Annotated in this window: 17 protein-coding genes, 1 tRNA gene and 2 pseudogenes; 12 read left to right on the top strand and 8 right to left on the bottom strand. The window is 52.1% G+C overall.

What is annotated here, in order from left to right:
• Positions 1-5: 5 nt before the first annotated feature.
• Positions 6-1,016, bottom strand: a complete 1,011-nt coding sequence (locus J1782_RS24265) for an AI-2E family transporter (RefSeq protein WP_152326030.1) — start codon at positions 1,014-1,016, stop codon at positions 6-8.
• A gap of 183 nt (positions 1,017-1,199) precedes the next feature.
• On the opposite strand from J1782_RS24265, the gene J1782_RS24260 reads away from it, so the two are divergent.
• The 4 genes from J1782_RS24260 to J1782_RS24245 all read left to right on the top strand — a co-directional run bounded on the left by J1782_RS24260 (position 1,200) and on the right by J1782_RS24245 (position 4,886).
• Positions 1,200-1,859 carry an epoxyqueuosine reductase QueH gene (locus tag J1782_RS24260; protein WP_152326029.1) on the top strand — a complete coding sequence of 220 codons (660 nt, stop codon included), beginning with the start codon at positions 1,200-1,202 and terminating at the stop codon, positions 1,857-1,859.
• Positions 1,860-2,220: 361 nt separating this feature from the next.
• Positions 2,221-2,910 (top strand): DUF969 domain-containing protein, encoded by a 690-nt coding sequence (locus J1782_RS24255; protein WP_152326028.1) that lies wholly within the window; start codon positions 2,221-2,223, stop codon positions 2,908-2,910.
• Positions 2,907-3,857: a DUF979 domain-containing protein gene (locus tag J1782_RS24250; RefSeq protein ID WP_208950806.1), complete on the top strand. Its 951-nt coding sequence runs from the start codon at positions 2,907-2,909 to the stop codon at positions 3,855-3,857. The genes J1782_RS24255 and J1782_RS24250 overlap by 4 nt, the downstream gene beginning before the upstream one ends.
• Before the next feature lie 12 nt (positions 3,858-3,869).
• Positions 3,870-4,886 carry a DUF2891 domain-containing protein gene (locus tag J1782_RS24245; RefSeq protein WP_217154060.1) on the top strand — a complete coding sequence of 339 codons (1,017 nt, stop codon included), beginning with the start codon at positions 3,870-3,872 and terminating at the stop codon, positions 4,884-4,886.
• A gap of 18 nt (positions 4,887-4,904) precedes the next feature.
• Here the strand turns inward: J1782_RS24245 and lpxA are convergent, their stop codons facing one another.
• Positions 4,905-5,693, bottom strand: coding sequence for an acyl-ACP--UDP-N-acetylglucosamine O-acyltransferase (gene lpxA, locus J1782_RS24240; protein WP_254303157.1), 789 nt, complete (start codon positions 5,691-5,693; stop codon positions 4,905-4,907).
• Positions 5,694-6,066: 373 nt separating this feature from the next.
• Here lpxA and J1782_RS24235 point away from each other — a divergent pair, with 373 nt between their 5' ends.
• On the top strand, positions 6,067-7,701 hold the full coding sequence (locus tag J1782_RS24235) for a phosphoethanolamine transferase (RefSeq protein WP_217154058.1): 1,635 nt from the start codon (positions 6,067-6,069) through the stop codon (positions 7,699-7,701).
• 33 nt (positions 7,702-7,734) lie between these two features.
• On the opposite strand, the gene J1782_RS24230 is transcribed toward J1782_RS24235, so the two are convergent.
• Positions 7,735-8,631 (bottom strand): LysR family transcriptional regulator, encoded by an 897-nt coding sequence (locus tag J1782_RS24230; protein WP_217154057.1) that lies wholly within the window; start codon positions 8,629-8,631, stop codon positions 7,735-7,737.
• Positions 8,632-8,791: 160 nt separating this feature from the next.
• On the opposite strand from J1782_RS24230, the gene J1782_RS24225 reads away from it, so the two are divergent.
• Positions 8,792-9,298, top strand: coding sequence for a phenolic acid decarboxylase (locus J1782_RS24225; RefSeq protein ID WP_217154056.1), 507 nt, complete (start codon positions 8,792-8,794; stop codon positions 9,296-9,298).
• A gap of 76 nt (positions 9,299-9,374) precedes the next feature.
• Here J1782_RS24225 and J1782_RS24220 read toward each other — a convergent pair whose 3' ends face one another.
• Positions 9,375-10,388, bottom strand: a complete 1,014-nt coding sequence (locus J1782_RS24220) for an alpha/beta fold hydrolase (protein ID WP_152326022.1) — start codon at positions 10,386-10,388, stop codon at positions 9,375-9,377.
• Between the two features lie 105 nt (positions 10,389-10,493).
• Positions 10,494-11,189, bottom strand: a complete 696-nt coding sequence (gene aqpZ / locus J1782_RS24215; protein ID WP_217154055.1) for an aquaporin Z — start codon at positions 11,187-11,189, stop codon at positions 10,494-10,496.
• Positions 11,190-11,448: 259 nt separating this feature from the next.
• Between aqpZ and J1782_RS24210 the strand changes: the two genes are divergently transcribed.
• The 3 genes from J1782_RS24210 to J1782_RS24200 all read left to right on the top strand — a co-directional run bounded on the left by J1782_RS24210 (position 11,449) and on the right by J1782_RS24200 (position 14,188).
• On the top strand, positions 11,449-12,984 hold the full coding sequence (locus J1782_RS24210) for an EAL domain-containing protein (RefSeq protein WP_259228668.1): 1,536 nt from the start codon (positions 11,449-11,451) through the stop codon (positions 12,982-12,984).
• 208 nt (positions 12,985-13,192) lie between these two features.
• Positions 13,193-13,969: a DgsA anti-repressor MtfA gene (gene mtfA, locus J1782_RS24205; protein WP_152326358.1), complete on the top strand. Its 777-nt coding sequence runs from the start codon at positions 13,193-13,195 to the stop codon at positions 13,967-13,969.
• A 143-nt stretch (positions 13,970-14,112) separates the two neighbouring features.
• A tRNA-Asn gene (locus J1782_RS24200) sits at positions 14,113-14,188 on the top strand.
• A gap of 91 nt (positions 14,189-14,279) precedes the next feature.
• Here the strand turns inward: J1782_RS24200 and J1782_RS24195 are convergent.
• Positions 14,280-14,918, bottom strand: a complete 639-nt coding sequence (locus J1782_RS24195) for a dTMP kinase (RefSeq protein WP_152326020.1) — start codon at positions 14,916-14,918, stop codon at positions 14,280-14,282.
• Between the two features lie 163 nt (positions 14,919-15,081).
• Here J1782_RS24195 and J1782_RS24190 point away from each other — a divergent pair.
• Positions 15,082-15,301: pseudogene (locus tag J1782_RS24190) on the top strand (transposase); the annotation flags it as partial.
• Positions 15,302-15,355: 54 nt separating this feature from the next.
• Here the strand turns inward: J1782_RS24190 and J1782_RS26600 are convergent.
• Both J1782_RS26600 and J1782_RS24185 read right to left on the bottom strand, forming a co-directional pair.
• Positions 15,356-15,475 (bottom strand): annotated as a pseudogene (locus J1782_RS26600) (alpha/beta hydrolase); the annotation flags it as partial.
• 39 nt (positions 15,476-15,514) lie between these two features.
• On the bottom strand, positions 15,515-16,384 hold the full coding sequence (locus J1782_RS24185; protein WP_217154054.1) for a LysR family transcriptional regulator: 870 nt from the start codon (positions 16,382-16,384) through the stop codon (positions 15,515-15,517).
• A gap of 187 nt (positions 16,385-16,571) precedes the next feature.
• Between J1782_RS24185 and J1782_RS24180 the strand changes: the two genes are divergently transcribed.
• Together J1782_RS24180 and J1782_RS24175 are read left to right on the top strand one after the other, a co-directional pair.
• Complete coding sequence (locus tag J1782_RS24180; RefSeq protein ID WP_152326018.1) at positions 16,572-17,153, top strand: isochorismatase family protein; 582 nt, start codon at positions 16,572-16,574, stop codon at positions 17,151-17,153.
• Positions 17,154-17,234: 81 nt separating this feature from the next.
• Positions 17,235-17,987, top strand: a complete 753-nt coding sequence (locus J1782_RS24175; protein WP_217154053.1) for a pirin family protein — start codon at positions 17,235-17,237, stop codon at positions 17,985-17,987.
• Positions 17,988-18,159 lie beyond the last annotated feature (172 nt).

Raw genomic sequence — 18,159 nt, 5'->3', positions numbered from 1 at the left:
CAAACTCAGATCAGGCCCGCGTCCTTCAGTTCGCTTTTCAGATACGCGTAATAGATAGGTGCAGCGACCACACCGGGAATGCCAAATGCGGCTTCGAACACCAGCATCGCCAGCAACACTTCCCAGGATTTCGCCTTTATACGGCCGCCGACAATCCGCGCATTCAGGAAGTATTCCACTTTATGAATAATGATGAGATACGCCAGCACCAGCGCACCGACCCACAGTGACAGCGAAAGCCCGACGATAAAAATCAGCGTATTCGAAATCAGGTTCCCCACCACCGGCAGCAGACCACAGACAAACGTCACGACGACCAGCGTTTTCGCCAGCGGCAGATGAATACCGAACAGCGGCAAAATCCCGAACAGGAAAATGGCGGAAAGCACGGTATTAATCAGGGAAATCTGGAACTGCGCAAACACCACATTTCGGAAAGCGTCACTCAGTAAACGTACGCGCTGAAGCAGCTCTTTTTTCAGCGGCGCGTGGTGCTCGCCCTGCGTGTGATGCTGAAGTGAAATAATCGCGCCAAGGATCATCCCGATGAGCATGGTAACGAAAACGTGCGCGGCGTTTTTACCGAAGGTCTGGATCATCACGATATGTTCACGCAGCCATTGCAGGAAACTGCGCTGCAACTCTTCGATATTGGCCGGAAGGTAATGCAGGAGTACCGGCGACAAGCGGCTTTGCGCATCCGTCAGCAGACGCGACACCATCGCGTTAAACGCCACCGGATTCTTCATATCCTCCATCAGGAAATCGGCCAGTCCGGCAACGGCAATAGTCAGGAAACTCACCACCACCGTGCTGATAAAAGCCACCACCACCCAGCGCGCCCTTTCGCCGCTGATGATTTTCTGAAAATAAGGCGTCAGTCCGTTGACCAGTTCATACACCAAAAAACCGGCAATAAAACATGCCAGTAAATGAAGAGGAAGAACCAACAAGAGCCCGCCCATCACAATGAATACACTGAGCCAGCGAATCTGATTCGATCTCACTATTTGCATTGCCTGCATCCTTAATCCTTTGAGTACCGGTCATAACCCTGATGAATCACATCATAGCACCGAACGGCAGAGCACAATCCGCCACAAACTTAAACAGTTAACTAATTTTTGACAGTCCGGCAGGATCTTCTATTATCCCCGATGAACATTACATAAAGAAAATCTTAGAATCTGGTGAACAGTATGTCTGAATTACTCCGTGAAAAACTCGAACTTCCCAAAGGTCACGATAAGTTATTGCTGCACTCCTGCTGTGCGCCGTGTTCGGGAGAAGTGATGGAAGCCATTCAGGCGTCGGGGATCGACTACACGATTTTCTTCTACAATCCAAATATTCACCCGCAAAAAGAATATCTGCTGCGCAAAGAAGAAAATATGCGGTTTGCAGAGCAGCACGGCATTCCGTTTATCGATGCCGATTACGACACGGATAATTGGTTTGCGCGCGCAAAAGGCATGGAAAATGAACCTGAACGCGGCGTGCGCTGCACAATGTGTTTCGATATGCGTTTTGAACGCACGGCGTTGTACGCCTGGGAACATGGCTTTAGCGCAATGACCAGTTGTCTGGGTATTTCACGCTGGAAGGACATGAAACAAATTACCGGCAGCGGCGAGCGCGCCGTCGCGCCTTATCCGGGCATGGTTTACTGGGATTACAACTGGCGTAAAAAAGGCGGTTCCTCGCGCATGATTGAAATCAGCAAACGTGAACGTTTTTACCAGCAGGAATATTGCGGCTGCGTTTACTCTCTGCGCGACAGCAACTTACACCGAAAATCCCAGGGGCGCGGGCTGATCAAACTCGGCGTCAAATATTACGGTGACGAAGACGACGAATAAACCCGGTTTATTCCTCCTCCTGCTTACCCGCTTTCTGTCGTTTGTTTTCATTATACCCGGCCAAATTGCCGGGTTAATTATTCTGATGTTCCCCGCCACGCCCCGTCAGATTCTCCGGAAATAAATCACCCGCCAGTGGTTTATTTTGTCCGATAACAAGGCCTCTGAATAATAGAATAATTTCCTATGACGCCCTTTTGCTTTGCATCTTGCGTTCACAGTTAACGCTTGTTACTTTCCGCCTCACGCATTTTTATGCTAATTAGCACTAACTTATTACACGCAGTAATTACCTGCGTATTTTTAACGCCGATATTCACCAAAAAAATAAAGCAAACACAACATTATTGAGGGACAAATCATGTGGGTTTTAATTGGCATTCCGATCGTCGTGCTGGGTTTTGCGCTGCGGTTCAATCCATTATTAGTGGTCACCGTGGCGGGTATTTCCACCGGCCTGGCGGGCGGTATGCAAACCGTCGAGATTATCAGTGCTTTCGGAAAAGCGTTCACCGATAACCGCTACATGGGCCTGATCTGGCTGACATTGCCGGTCATCGCCCTGCTCGAACGCAGCGGGCTGAAAGAACAGGCCAGACACCTGATTTCCAAAGTGCATGCGGCGACCACCGGCCGCGTGCTGATGTTGTACTTTTTCCTGCGCCAGATGACCGCCGCGCTGGGGCTGAACTCTCTGGGCGGACACGCGCAGATGGTGCGTCCGCTGATTGCGCCGATGGCCGAAGCCGCCGCTACCACCAAATACGGCGATTTGCCTAACGACGTGCGTCAGAAGATCCGCGCGCACGCTGCCGCTGCTGACAACGTCGCGGTGTTTTTTGGCGAGGATATCTTTATCGCCGTGCAGTCCATCCTGCTGATTAAAGGTTTTCTGGATCAGTACGGCATTAACGTCGAACCCCTGCACCTTTCCGTGTGGGCGATCCCAACCGCCATTGCGGCGCTGATTATCCACTTTATCCGGCTCTGGCTGCTCGACCGCTCGCTGGCAAAACGCTTTGATACCCAACACGGGAGTGCCGCGAAATGATCACTTTGCAAACCGTGTACATCCTTGCCGGGCTGATGTTCTGCGCTTACGCCTTCTTTAACCTGCGCGATAAAAGCAATGCACGCCGTTATGTCAACGCGCTGTTCTGGGGCGTTTACGGCATCACTTTCCTGTTTGGCGGCGAGTTACCGCATTTCGTCACCGGCTGCATGGCCATTTTGCTGGCGGTCATTGCCGGAACTGGCAAGCTCGGCAAAGGTAAATCTGACAGCGAACAGCCACAGCTGGTGGAAAAACGCGAAGCCGGTGCGAAGCGTTTCGGCAATAAGCTGTTTGTCCCTGCCCTGCTCATTCCGATTGTGACGCTGATTGGCACGCTGACGCTGAAATACACGCCGCTGGTGGAAGCCAAAAACGTCACGCTGATTTCGCTGGTGATCGGCACGCTGGTGGCGTTTATCGTCGCGCTGGTGATGCTGCGTGATTCGCCGGTAAAAGCCATTAAAGCGGGCGGTCAGACGATGGATACCGTCGGCTGGGCAGCCATTCTGCCGCAGATGCTGGCCGCACTCGGCGCGCTGTTTGCGCTGGCAGGCGTCGGTGGCGTGGTGTCGGAGCTGGTCAAAAATATTATTCCGCTCGGTTCACCGCTGGCGATTGTAGTGGCGTATACCTTCGGCATGGCGTTGTTCACGATGATTATGGGCAACGGCTTTGCGGCATTCCCGGTGATGACTGCCGGTATCGGCCTGCCGCTTATCGTCAATCAGCTCGGCGGCAATCCGGCCATTATGGGCGCCATCGGCATGTTGTCCGGCTTCTGCGGTACGCTGATGACGCCGATGGCGGCCAACTTCAATATCGTGCCTGCGGCGTTGCTCGAATTGCAGGATAAAAACGGCGTAATCAAGGTGCAGTGGAAAACCGGCGTGTTACTGCTGCTGGTTAACACCGCGTTCATGTACCTGTTTGTGTTCCGCTTCTGATAAGGAAATGAGATGACGATGACGACTTCACTGACGCCGGAAATGGCGTCGCGCTTTGCCTCGCTGGCGCTGAATCATTTGACGCGTGAGTTTCCGAATAAACTGATGCACGCCATGAGCAGCGCCGCCGATGCGCAGACGCCACGCCAGCTGCACCCGATTTTTTACGGCAGCTACGACTGGCATTCCTGCGTCCACGGCTACTGGCTGTTATTACGTTTGCTGGATCGCTTCCCGGATTTACCGGAAGCCGGTGCGATTATTGCCGTGGTCAGCGCGCATTTCACCGACGAGAACGTAGCCGGCGAGATGGCCTATCTGCGCCAGCCGCAGCACGCCGGATTTGAAAGGCCTTACGGCTGGGCCTGGTTCCTGGCGCTGACGCAGCAGTTGAACGAAATGGCGTTGCCGCAGGCGGCGCAGTGGGCAAAAACGCTGGCACCGATGAGCCGGTTCTTTGAGAAAAGTTTTGCGAATTTCCTGCCGAAAGCCACCTATCCGCTGCGCGTCGGCAGCCACTTCAATACGGCCTTTGCGCTGGCACTGACGCTCGGTTATGCCCGCTGCGTGAAGCATCACAAACTGGCGGAACTGATTGAAGAAACGGCGCTGCGCTGGCATCTGGAAGATGTCCATTGTCAGGCGTGGGAACCGGGCGGCGATGAGTTTCTTTCGCCGTCGCTGATGGAAGCAGAACTGATGCGCCGCGTGCTACCGGGCGATGCGTTTGTGACATGGTTCGGGCGGTTCCTGCCGGACTTAGCGCACAGCCAGCCGGCGACGCTGTTCACACCGGCCACGGTCACCGACCGCAGCGACGGGAAAATCGGCCATCTTGACGGGCTGAACCTCAGCCGCGCCTGGTGCCAGCGTTCCCTTGCAGCGGCATTACCGGCAGGCGATCCGCGTGCGGCGCTGCTGCGTCAGACCGCAGAAGCGCATCTTCACAGCGCGCTGGATCACCTTGACAGCACCTATATGGGTGAGCACTGGCTGGCGACGTTTGCGCTTTTAGCACTCGAAGCCTGACTCCTTCATTTCACCCGTTCAGCGAATAATACCGCGCGCTGAACGGGTGAAAAATTCATTAAAATGGCGCAATAAAGGATATTCCTGACTGAGCCGTTCAATCTCCTGCTTCACCGCTTCGACCGCCGTCTGCTGGTGATACAGCAAATCGTACAAATGCCTGATCACCTTCTGCTGCATCACATCGCTGCCGAGATATGCTGCCGCCTGTTCATGAATGCCCTGCGGCACGGCGCGGTTGCCAGCGGCCAGCACGTAAGGCGGCACATCCTGCACCACGCAGGTACTTTGCAAAAGTCGTGCGCCCGCGCCAACAATACAGAACTGATGCACGGCGCACATGGCGTCGATCCGTGCTTCGTCGCCCAACGTGACGTGCCCCGCCAGCCCGCTGTTTTCGCCGATAAACGTGTCGTTACCCACCTGGCAGTCATGCCCGATATGCACACCGCCGTCGAAAATATTCCGGTTACCAATCCGCGTGAACCCGCCGCCCTGCGCGGTGCCGCGGTGGATCGTTGCGTGACGGTCAATCCGGTTGTCGTCGCCGATTTCCAGCCCGGCGGCTTCCCCGGCATATTTCAGATCCTGACTGACTTCCCCGATTGAAGATTCCATTCCTATCATGTTGTTATGCCCGATGCGGGTGTTGCCGTTAATCACGACGTGGGAGGCAATGTGCGTCCCTTCACCGATGTGAACACCGGCGGAAATAAAGCAGAAAGGCCCGATAACCACCTGCGGGCCGATAACGACACCGGGTTCAATGATACTGCTGGCCGCAATGGAGGCCGAAGATGAAATCAACGCGTACATCCTTCTGATAGCTGAGGCGCTACCAGTAGTGAATTAAGCCTGTCGGGATTAATCAGGGAGGGAAGTCAAAATGAGCGGAGGAAACGCACCCAGAAAGGTTTAAACGAAGCGGTTATTTTTTCGCCACATGCTTCGCCATGCCGCACAGCATAAGGGTTTCAGGCCACTAACCCAGCCTGTTATATTTTATTTATTTTCTGAACCTTTTCTATAAATGTAAACGGTAAGGAAAGGATCAGTATTTTGTTACAGCAGCATTAAGGCTTTCTTAAGCTTGCAGTTATATGATTCGCGCAAAATCATTTCTGCACGTTATGTTTCCATCACATTAACGCCCGCGACCTCAGCATGTTGGGAGTTTTCATTGCGCTATATATTGCCGAAGATCAGCTATTTCAAGCTGACTTTACTGTTGACACTGTATTTTACTTTTGTCGTTAATTTGCCGATTTTATTGCACTTTTACCGCATTCTTCATGCGTTGCCTGCCTGCAATCTTTTGTTCGCGCTGACCATTCCGGTGGTGCTTTTTGCCGCGCTGAACTTTGTGTTCACGCCATTCACTTTCCGCCCGCTGCTTAAGCCTTTCTTTATCATTGTGCTGCCGGTCAGTGCGCTGGCCAGTTTCGCGATGATGACCTATCAGGTGGTGTTTGACCGCGGCATGATCGAAAACATTCTGGACACCCAGTCTGCCGAAGCGGCGTCTTACCTGAATTTGAAAGTGTTGCTGTGGTTTGTCTTCACCGGCATCCTGCCCGCGATCCTGCTGTTTTTAACCCCCGTCACCTATGAAAAAACCCTGCTCCGCCGTCTGGGTGTACGTCTGGTGTCGATGGTGATTTCCCTGCTGGTGGTCGCGTCCATAGCCGGTGTGTTCTACAAAGATTACGCTTCCGTGGGCCGTAACAACCGCACGCTGAATCTGGAAATCGTGCCGACGAATTACCTGTACAGCGCCTTCCAGTACATGAATCACCGTTATTTCACGCCAAAAGTGCCGTTCCAGACGCTGGGTAACGACGCCAAACTGGTGCAGCAGCCGGGGCAGAAACCCAATCTGGTCTTCCTGGTCGTGGGTGAAACCGCGCGTGCGCAAAATCAGTCGTCGAACGGTTACGCCAAACCGACCAATCAGTACACGCAGGCAATCCCTGATGTGGTGTATTTCAACAAAATGACGTCCTGCGGGACGGCGACGGCGATTTCCGTTCCGTGCATGTTCTCGAATATGAAACGCACCCACTACGACGCCAACCGTGCGCGTAACAGCGAAGGATTGCTGGATATTCTGCATAAATCCGGGGTTTCTGTTTTCTGGAAAGACAACGACGAAGGCTGTAAAGGCGTGTGTGACCGCGTGCCGAACGTCATTATCGACACGAAAAAAGACGGCAAATATTGCGATGGCGATACCTGTTACGACATGGCGCTGATGCAGAATATCGACGACGACATCCGTCCGGACGGTAAAAATACGCTGATTGCGCTGCACCTGATTGGCAGCCACGGCCCGACGTATTACAAACGCTATCCGCCGGAATTCCGCAAATTCATGCCCGATTGCGAGCGCAGCGATATCGAAAACTGTTCGCAGGAACAGCTGGTGAATACCTACGATAACACCCTGCTGTATACCGATTATCTGGTATCTCAGGTGATTGAAAAGGCGAAGCAGTATCAGGATAAATACAACGTGGCGGTGATTTATCTTTCCGATCACGGTGAATCGCTGGGTGAAAACGGCCTGTATCTGCATGGTACGCCATACAGCGTGGCACCTGCCCAGCAGACGCATGTTCCGATGCTTTTCTGGCTGTCTGACGGCTACACCAAAGCGCAGGGCATCGATCTGCAATGCCTGAAGGCCAATGCGGCGAAAGACGATGTGTCGCAGGATAACCTGTTCCACACCGTGCTCAGTGTCATGAATGTGCAGACTACGGAACGTGACCCGCAGCTGGATATTCTTGCAGCCTGCAAAACCCCGCACGCCTGACTTTCGTTTTAACCTGAGGGTTTGCTGCCTGCTTCAGGGCAGCAAACCACATTCCGCCACAATGCTTTTTGCCAGCGCGCTGACGGTCTGATCAAACCGCTCCGACTCATTATCCAGCATCATATACAGCGCCGTTTGCCGCACCGTTCTGGCCGATAACGCCAGACGACTCAGTTGCCCGCTATCCAGCGCACTTTGCACACTTTCCAGCGGCAGCCAGCCGTATCCTACTCCCACCGCAATCGCCTCCATCGCTGCGCCAACGGTGGTAAATGTCCAGTTAGCAATCGTCCCGGAAGCGTGATTATCGGTGCGCGGCATAGGCCGGTCCGCGACGCTGATCAGCGGGAAGCGCGCCAGATCCTGCGCCGTCAGAGGAACGGGAAGTTGTAGCAACGCATGATCGCTTTTCGCCACCGGCACGAAATCGACATCCAGCAAAAAGCGCCCGTGGATTGCATTCTCCGGCGCCAGCGTGGTGATGTACAAATCCGCCGACCGCTCGTTAAGCTGTTCGATGTTTTCACCGCGCAGGATCTCCGTCAGATGGACGCGCGTATCGGGAAAAAGCTGCTGGAACGCTTTCAGCGCACGAAACAGGCGATTTTTCGGAAACACGCTGTCCACCACCAGACTGAGTTCCGTGCGTACGCCGCCTTTCAAACCGGCGGCGCGATGCTCCAGTTGCAAAAACGCGGTGATCAGCGGGCTGGCCTGAACCAGCAACGCGCGCCCCTGTTCGGTCAGCACTGCCTTACGTCCGTGGATTTCCAGCAACGACAGCCCGAGGCGTTCCTGCAAACCACTCAGTGCGTAACTGACCGATGACTGGCTGCGGTTAAGCACCTGCGCCGCCTGAGCATAACTGCCCTGCTCGATAACCGTTTGTAAAACCACCCATTGTTCCAGCGTTGTACGCGGAAGTGCCATAAAGTTTTCCTTGCCGAATGCGTTTTTCAGCACATAACCGTTCTGATTTTCAGATGATTTACATCGAAAATCAGCGTTTTTATATCTGATTTATGAAGTGTAATCTTCTTCTCAACGAAACGAAACGTTTCATCCCAACACTGAGTTAAGGAGAATTACGATGAGCAGCTTCGATAAACATGACCTGAGCGGTTTTGTGGGCAAACACGTTGTTTACACTTACGACAACGGCTGGAACTACGAAATTTATGTGAAAAACGCCGAAACGCTGGATTACCGTATTCACAGCGGCCTGGTCGGCAACCGTTGGGTGAAAGACCAGCGCGCTTATATCGTCCGCGTGGCGTCCGACGTCTACAAAATTTCATGGACTGAACCGACCGGCACCGACGTCAGCCTGATTGTGAATCTGGCCGACAACGTGTTCCACGGCACCATCTTCTTCCCGCGCTGGATCATGAACAATCCGGAAAAAACCGTCTGCTTCCAGAACGACCATATTCCGCTGATGAATTCTTACCGCGATGCTGGCCCGGCGTACCCGACCGAAGTGATCGACGAATTCGCCACCATCACTTTTGTACGTGACTGCGGCGCGGATAACGATACCGTCATCAACTGTGCCGCCAGTGAACTACCGGCCAACTTCCCTGATAACCTGCGTTAATTCATGTCATTAACACAATAAAAAAGCCGCAGCGCGTGATGTGCTGCGGCTTTTCTTTCTGCTGAGTTTCTTTAAATCAGCGCGCCAGCGTTTTCAGCAACGCGGCGTTGAATTTCTCCGGTTCTTCCATCTGCGGCGCGTGCCCTAATCCGGCAAACTCAATCAGCTTCGCGTGTGGGATCAGCTTCGCAGCCTGTTTACCCAGCACTTTGTAATTGCCGATTTTCGCTTTTACCGCAGGCGGCGCGATATCACTGCCAATCGCCGTGGTATCGGACGTCCCGATCATTAAGGTTGTCGGAACGCGGATATTTTTAAATTCGTAAAACACCGGCTGCGTGAAAATCATGTCGTAAATCAGCGCCGAGTTCCACGCTACCAGTTTATGCCCCGGCCCGTTATTCAACCCTGCCAGCATATCAACCCAGCGGTCATATTCCGGTTTCCACTTATTCACATAATAGGTTTTCAGCTCGTACTGTTTAATGCTGTCCGCCGAGGTTTTCAGCTCGCGGTCATACCACTGATCGACCGTGCGGTAAGGCACGCCTTTGGCTTTCCAGTCTTCCAGACCGATCGGGTTAACCAGCACCAGTTTTGACACTTCCGGCGCAAACATCAGGCTGTATCGGGTCGCCAGCATCCCGCCGGTGGAATGCCCGACAATTACCGCTTTCTTAATATTGAGGCTTTTCAGCAGGTCATGCGTATTGTTCGCCAGCTGCTGGAAACTGTACTGATAATGCCCCGGCTTGGTGGAGGAACAGAACCCAATCTGATCGGGCGCAATCACGCGGTAACCTTTCACCGCCAGCGCGCGGATGGTATCGCCCCAGGTCGCGGCGCAGAAATTCTTGCCATGCATCAGCACCACCGTCTGGCCATTTTTATGCCCGGTCGGCGCGACGTCGAGATAGCCCATTTGCAGCGGCGCACCCTGCGAGGTAAAGGAATATTGTTTGATCGGATAAGGGTAATCAAAACCCTGTAATTGCGGACCGTAGGAAGGCGCATCGGCCGCAAAAGCGGGCGCGGTGACACAAAGGGATAAAGCAGCAGTGCAAAAGAGCAATTTCAAACGCGAAAACATCGTTCAGTCCTATTGTCGTTTATCGGACAGGCGGCTTAAAGCCTTATGCTACAAACTTTAAGCCGCCAGTAAAACCCGATAAAACCGAAACAGCACGAACTGGTTTTAGTCTTTAGAGGCCAGAATACAGCGGTAAATCAGGCCGCCGGTCACACCGCCCACAATGGGCATCAGCCAGAACATCCACAGCTGATCCAACGCCCAGGTTCCCTGGAAAATCGCCACTGCGGTACTGCGCGCCGGGTTAACAGAGGTATTGGTCACCGGAATGCTGATCAGGTGAATGAGCGTCAGCGCAAGACCAATCGCGACCGGAGCAAAGCCCGCCGGTGCGCGTTTGTCGGTTGCGCCGTGGATAACGATCAGAAAGATAGCCGTCAGAACGCCTTCCGCCACCATCGCCGCCGCGAGACTGTAGCCGTCCGGTGAGTGTTCGCCGTAGCCGTTGGAAGCAAAGCCGCTGGTCATTGCGTCAAAACCAGCATGGCCGCTGGCGATAACGTATAACACCGCCGCTGCTGCAATCCCGCCAATCACCTGCGCGATGATGTAAGGCATCACGTCGCGGCCAGGAACGCGTCCGCCCGCGAATAATCCGAGCGTAACCGCCGGGTTAAAATGACCGCCGGAAATATGGCCGACGGCGAAAGCCATGGTCAGAACGGTCAGACCGAATGCCAGCGCCACGCCTGAAAAGCCAATCCCCAGGCCGGGAAAGCCCGCCGCGAAAATCGCACTACCACACCCACCAAATACCAAAACAAATGTGCCGATAAACTCGGCAGATAATTTCCTGAACATGACAAGATACCCGTTAGAATAATCTGATAAATTCACCTTTAACCACACTAAATAGCTTAATGTAAGGTGATCGGCGGGATAATACTCTTGGCAATTCGGAAAGACACTAATATTTGGAAACAGTAAAGCGTTCATGATTTACATCAAATGCAGGTTAATTATCAGGGCGGCAAATATCTTAAAAGTGTGGTGTCACAGAGGATTGAGTCTTTATAGGTTATTATTAACCTAACGAAACTTCTCTCTGTGGCGCTCACTGGTGGAACTCCCTTTGGCCTTAAACTGGTTAAACCGACCGTATATCCGGATTTGCCTTTCCGTTCTGGCATTTTTCATTGTGGCTGCACTGGGTGTACTGGCCATTTCCTGGCAAACCTCACAGGGATTACGCCGCGATACCGCCGCCAGTCTGGCGCAATCTGTCCGCCTTGTGGATATGACGCTCAACAACGCCTCGACCGCTGCCGATTCCGTCCAGCATCTGGTCGGTCATGACTGCGATCAGGACGTCATTCAGGCCTTACGCTGGGAAGTCGCACGCGTGCCGAACGTCAGAACCGTCAACCTTTATCGCGGCGATACCATTTATTGCACCTCGCTGTTTGGTAAAAAGATCGACTACGTTTCCACCAACAAATACGCAGGCGAAACCTTACTCCTCATGAGCGGTAATCCTGTCACACCGGGCCATCCGCTGATTGCTTATCGTCGCGATATTAAGGGCAACGGCATACTGATTGGCGTGGATGGCTATTTCCTGCATAACATCCTTGAATTGCTCAGCACGCACGCTTACCTGATTCTGCAGGTCGGCGATCAGTGGATGGACAGCAAGGGCAAAATTCATCAGGGTGAGGGCTGGCCGGATGGAACAAAAATGGCGCTGGCGTCGGTGCGTTATCCCTACAACATGCGGCTGGTGATCCGTAACAGTGACCAGTGGCGATATGTGTTTGATTACGCGGCTGTCAGCCTGGTGTTGTTCCCGTTGGTCAGCATTTTCATCGCGTTGATGACCTACATGTTGCTTGGCCGCGTGGGTAGCCCGATCTCCACGCTGAAAGATGCGCTGGCGAAAAAGCAATTTGTTCCGTTCCTGCAACCGGTGGTGGACGGCACAAATCACCGGCTTACCGGCGGCGAAGTGCTGATGCGCTGGCAGCATCCGCAATCGGGCCTGATCCCGCCGTATCATTTCATTCCATTAGCCGAAGAGAGCGGGCTGATTGTGCCGATGACCCGCCTGATGATGGCGCAGGTGCGCGATCAGTTTGGGCCGATTGCCGCGCAACTGCCGGATGATTTCCATTTCGGTTTCAACATCTGCGCCGGACATTTCAAAGACCTGACGCTGATCGAAGACTGCAAAGCGTTCCTGCATGCGTTCAAAGATAAACCGATCCGCCTGGTGCTGGAGCTGACCGAACGCGAGCTGATTGAATCGAGTGAAATCACCCACAGTCTGTTCAGTGCGCTGCGCAGAATGGGCGTGCTGATTGCCATGGACGATTTTGGTACCGGCCACTCCAGCCTGACGTACCTGCAAAAATTCCACATCGATATCCTCAAAATCGACCAGAGCTTTATTGGCCGCATCGGTACGGACGCGCTGGCCGGGCATATCGTGGATAACGTAATTGATCTGGCGAAGCGTTTGCAGTTGATTATTGTGGCGGAAGGCATCGAGACTCAGGAGCAGATCGACTATCTGACGCCCTTCCATCTCGACTATTTTCAGGGTTATTTTTTCGGAAAGCCGGTGCCGGCAACAGAATTTATGGAAAAATGGCTGTAACGATAACAGCCTTATATTCTGCGACTAGAATAATAACGTGAGCTACGTCTTATAAGATGCGTGCGCTTTTTGCTAAAAATCCGCCGATGTGTAACATCCACACAGACTCAGCCCGGCAGAGCGGCTAACTTGTTGAAGTTACATGTATTGACGTAGTCAGTCAGTAAACTCTGCTGAAAATTCGAATGATCACTTTGCGAGCAAGATGATGATTAAGTGGCCGTGGAAAGCGAATGACCTGAAAATTGAAAAATCGGACGCGTGGAATGACGCTCTGAATATCCCGCTATTATCTTCCCTAAACGAGGAGGAGAAACAGCGGCTAATTCAGGTCGCCAGTCAGCTGCTGACGCAAAAGCGGCTGGTTCCGTTGCAGGGCGTCGAACTGACAGAACAGATGCAGGCGCGCATCGCCTTGCTGTTTGCCCTTCCGGTGATGGAACTGGGCGCATCGTGGCTCGATGGTTTTCATGAGATTCTGCTTTACCCTTCCCCTTTCGTCGTCGATTCCCCGTGGCAGGATGAAAACGGGCTGGTTCACGCCGGTTCGCAAATCCACGCCGGACAAAGCTGGGATCAGGGTCCGATTGTGCTGAACTGGCAGGACATCGAAGATTCGTTCGACAACTCCGGTTTCAATCTGGTGATCCACGAAGCGGCGCATAAGCTCGATATGCGCAACGGCGGCGAAGTCAGCGGGATCCCGCCAATCCCGCTGCGGGAAGTGGTCGCGTGGGAACATGATTTGCAGGCCGCCATGCAAAATCTGCAAGATGAGATCGACACCGTCGGCGAAGAAGCCGCCAGCATGGATGCCTACGCCGCGACCGATCCGGCAGAATGCTTTGCGGTATTATCGGAATACTTTTTTAGTGCGCCAGAACTGCTTTCAGAACGTTTTCCGCTGGTATACGGTCATTTTGCCCGTTTTTATCAGCAGGACCCGCTGGCAAGGCAACTTCGCGGCCAGCGCTGCGATTGTTAACACGCGTGATACACGGCGATTTTCAGTGGAAAAGTCCTGTTTTATCGCCGCATTGATTAGTTGCTGAGCAGTCGGAAGGTTTTCGTAATTTTAGCGTTGACACTCTGCGCCCCTCTGGATAACATGCGCCCCGTTCACACGATTCCTCTGTAGTTCAGTCGGTAGAACGGCGGACTGTTAATCCGTATGTCACTGGTTCGAGTCCAGTCAGAGGAGCCATATTTAGAAAAGCCCGCTTAAGGAAACTTAAGCGGGCTTTTTGGTTTTGTGGAAACAGGTTGCCGTAATGACTGGCGCATACGCCGGAAGATCAGCACGCCAAACCGGTGCCGGCAGAACATCCAAGCGCGTTGTAAATCTCAACGATCACCTGCCTCGTTGCGTCTTCAATCGTTCCTTCATTACGGCATAAAACCCAGCCCTGACCAGCCATTTCCCGCTCGAACGCTTGAGTACAAGCGACATGTTCTTCCAGATTATGAATCACCGTACTACTTAGCCCACGGGTCCGCGCCGCGGCTCTCGCCCATGAAATATCCGGCGCAGTAACAACCCCGACATGCAGGTCTGGCGTTCTCACATTTCGTTCAATATTAAGCTGCAAAATCTCTGCGAATGGCACCATCCTGCGAAACGCGGCATCCGACGGGTACCAGCGATCCATCAAGATAATGCTGTCCGGTGGCTGTTTAGTCAGCACTTTCCGGGAAATCCATGCACGACTATCCGCAAAGCGCGCACAAACCTCCAATTCTAAATCCAGGGAGGGATTTCTTGCGAGCCGGTTAACGATAGCCATTGTTTCCCCCCTGAAGGGATCACTTTTTTTCTCGCAAAGTCGGATTACCTTCTTGTTGTCTGCCCTGAGTACTTTCGTAATGGCTTCCAGCAGAGTGGTTTTACCGGTTCCCTTAGGCCCGTCCAGAGAAACAAACAGTTGTCGATTCATGCTTGTGAAGACGATTGATATGCGGTTTTTGTAAAACCTGAATCTGGCAAAAACATCTTATTTCCTTCATATAAATAGCGGGCCACCCTGTCGTTCATCAGCGATGAAGCAGATAAAGGGATTGTAGTGGTTTACTGAATTTGGCCACCTGAACAGAGGTGATATGCTCACCCCAGAACAACACAGGTGCTCCAATGAAAAGAAGAAATTTAGTCCTGAATTCAAACGCGCATCCTCTCAGTAGGTTGTCGACCAAAATTACACCGTCTTTGACGCTGCTGAGGGCTATGAAAGTTGGCCTTTCCACGATGACGAAATGGGTCAAACAACTGCGTGCTGAGCGTTAGGGTAAAACACCAAAATCTTCCCCGATAACTCCGGAATAAATCAAGATATGTGAGCCAAAGAAACTACATCGCATTAATAGTAAACAAAATATTAAACATGCTGATGATTGCAATCGATTTGAGCCGTTTGTCTGTCTCAGCACAAACGAATGAATACCCGCCCCTCCGCAAATACCCCAGCAGACCGATGGGGGAAGTATCAACCCCCGGTCACAGTGATGAGCATGACAGGAAGCAACACAAGGCGTGTCAGCCCACCTCCTCGCTCAGTTTCTCACGCATAAATTCAATAAACACCTGAGTTTTCGCGGGTAGCAGCCGTGTTTCAGTCAGAGCATAAATCGTGACCGCGTCCGCCTTCCATTCAGGCAATATCCGGGTCAATTTATTGTCCGCAACGTCTTCACCGACAATTTTGTCAGGTAAAATCGCGATGCCTGCTCCCATTGAGGCAAAACGACGCATCATACCAATGCTGTTCATCTGAAAGCGTCCGGAAATTCTAAGGCTAATCCGGCTTTCTTCGCGATGTAAGTGCCAGTAACCGGGCTTATCCTGCCGCATACCAATACATTCATGATCCGTCAGCTCATCTGGGTTACCCGGATTGCCATTCTGAACTAAATAGTCGGGGGACGCGTAAAGACTGCGCGAAAGCGACCCGAGCTTGCGCGCAATAAGTCCGGAATCGGGCAGACTCCCCATGCGAACAGCCAGATCATAGGGCTCCGATACCAAATCAACGTTTCTCGGCGTTAAGTCGAAATCGAAGCTGATACCAGGATAACAGTCTGAAAATTCTTTAATAAAGGGAGCAAGAATAATCACCGCAAAATCGGCCGGTAAAGAGACCCGCAGCATGCCCTGTGGCTGAGCCAGGAGAGAACCCAACTGTTCATGCGCCAGACGCGCTTCATCAATGATACGCCGGCTTCGTTCGTAATAAATCTGACCGGCTTCGGTCAGTTCAATCTTACGTGTCGTCCTGTGTAACAGCCTCAGGCCGATAAATTTTTCAAGCTCGTTTATTTTACGGGACAGCGTGGAATTAGGCATGCCGAGCGCCTCAGCAGCACCACGAAAACTGTGTGCTTTGACGACCTCGACAAAGTAAGACATATGGTTAAGTAGTTCCATGTTAATTGTGCCAATGATGGAATATTCAATTCTGATATTAGCTATTTATACCAAAAAGTAACAGGCTATACTTTAATCATTCGCAGGAGAAATGAATAAAACCCTGCCTTGATTCTGATAAAAGTTTCTATTTATCAGGTGTTTAACCATAACTTACAGGATAGATATCATGAGCTTTGAAAAATTCACCGCTGACAACGCTGCCATGCTGTTAATTGACCATCAGGTCGGCACTATGGGCTGGGCAAAATCCATGCCTTTTGAAGAGTTAAAACGTAATGCGCTGATGCTGGCCAAATCTGCTGCAATTCTGAATATGCCGGTGGTGCTGACCTCAAGCATGGAAGAGTATGCCCAGGGCCCGCTGGTTGAAGAACTGAAAACCATTCTGCCGGAAGAGTTTGAAGCACGAATCAAGCGCCTGGGCATCGTTAACGCCATGGACGATGAGAACTTTGCCGCCGCGGTTAAAGCCACCGGCAGAAAGAAACTGATTATTGCGGGTGTAACCAATGACGTCTGTACGGTATACCCGGCACTGACACTGGTTGCAGCAGGCTTTGACGTGCAGGTCGTTGCTGACGCCGGTGCCTCGCCAACCAAAATGGCTGATGACATTGCGCTGCGCCGCATGGACAAAAATGGCATTACGCTCACCACAACCAACCAGCTGATTGCTGAGTTGGCAGGAAGCTGGGCAACACCTCAGGGGGAGAAACTGGTCCAGGTATTGATGGAGTCCTTCCAGTAATGAATGAGCCAGCAGGCTCGTGCGGAAGCGATTTTACGCCTTCCGTGTGAGTCTGCCCTCCCGGACAGGAGAGTAACGACAATGCTTAAAATTGAAAACAGTAGTAAACATCAACATGGTTCTGGCGGTTTCGGCATCGATATCCTCTGGCCGGGTATGGTGCAGAATTCATACGACAGCGGTATAGGTGCAATTGGTCGTATTGACCAGGCGAACGTAAAAGCGGGAACGGTAATTCCAATGCATCCTCATAAGGATGATGAAATTCTCACTTACATGCGTAAAGGCAGAATGCTGCATCTGGACACGGTCGGTAATGAGGAAGAGATTACTGATACCCGACTGATGCTCATGAACGCCGGACATACCTTCCAGCATGAGGAACGCATTCTGGGTGAAAAAGGTGAATCAATGCAATGTCTGCAGATTTTCATTCGCCCCTCAGAAACCAACCTGACACCTCAGGTGCAGTTTCATGATTTCGGCACGCCTTACAGTGACAATAACTGGCGGCTGATTGCCGGCCCTGAAAATGCGCCGTTAACTTTTCGTTCTCAGACGTGGATACAGGACACACGACTTGCTGGCGGTGGTGAGCTGACGCTACCGGCGGTTCCGAACGATAGCGTAGTGCGCCTGTTATATGTATTTGAGGGCGCGGCCCGAATTGGTGAAACTGCCCTTAGTACGGGTGAAAGCATCCTTATCGAAGACAACGAAGTTCACACTCTCACCGCGATGGAAACCACTGATATGGTACTTTTCACTACTGACCCGGCTGCAAAAGTGTTTCGTGGCGGTATGTTCAGTGGAAACATGCGCCCGCGCCTGTAAGGGTGTTTCTAAAATATTACGGGCTGAACAGTATTCTTTCCAATTACCGGAGAAATACAATATTTTAATTTTTCAAAAAAAACACGCCGGATGTTTTATCACCCTTTTATCGGGAATGTTTTTATATTAATTCGACATTATAAATCAAGTATCTTTGAATTTATTTATATAT

It is taken from the genome of Rahnella sp. BCC 1045 (assembly GCF_019049615.1).
Lineage (GTDB): Bacteria > Pseudomonadota > Gammaproteobacteria > Enterobacterales > Enterobacteriaceae > Rahnella > Rahnella contaminans.
This window is presented reverse-complemented; position numbering and strand designations above follow the sequence as displayed.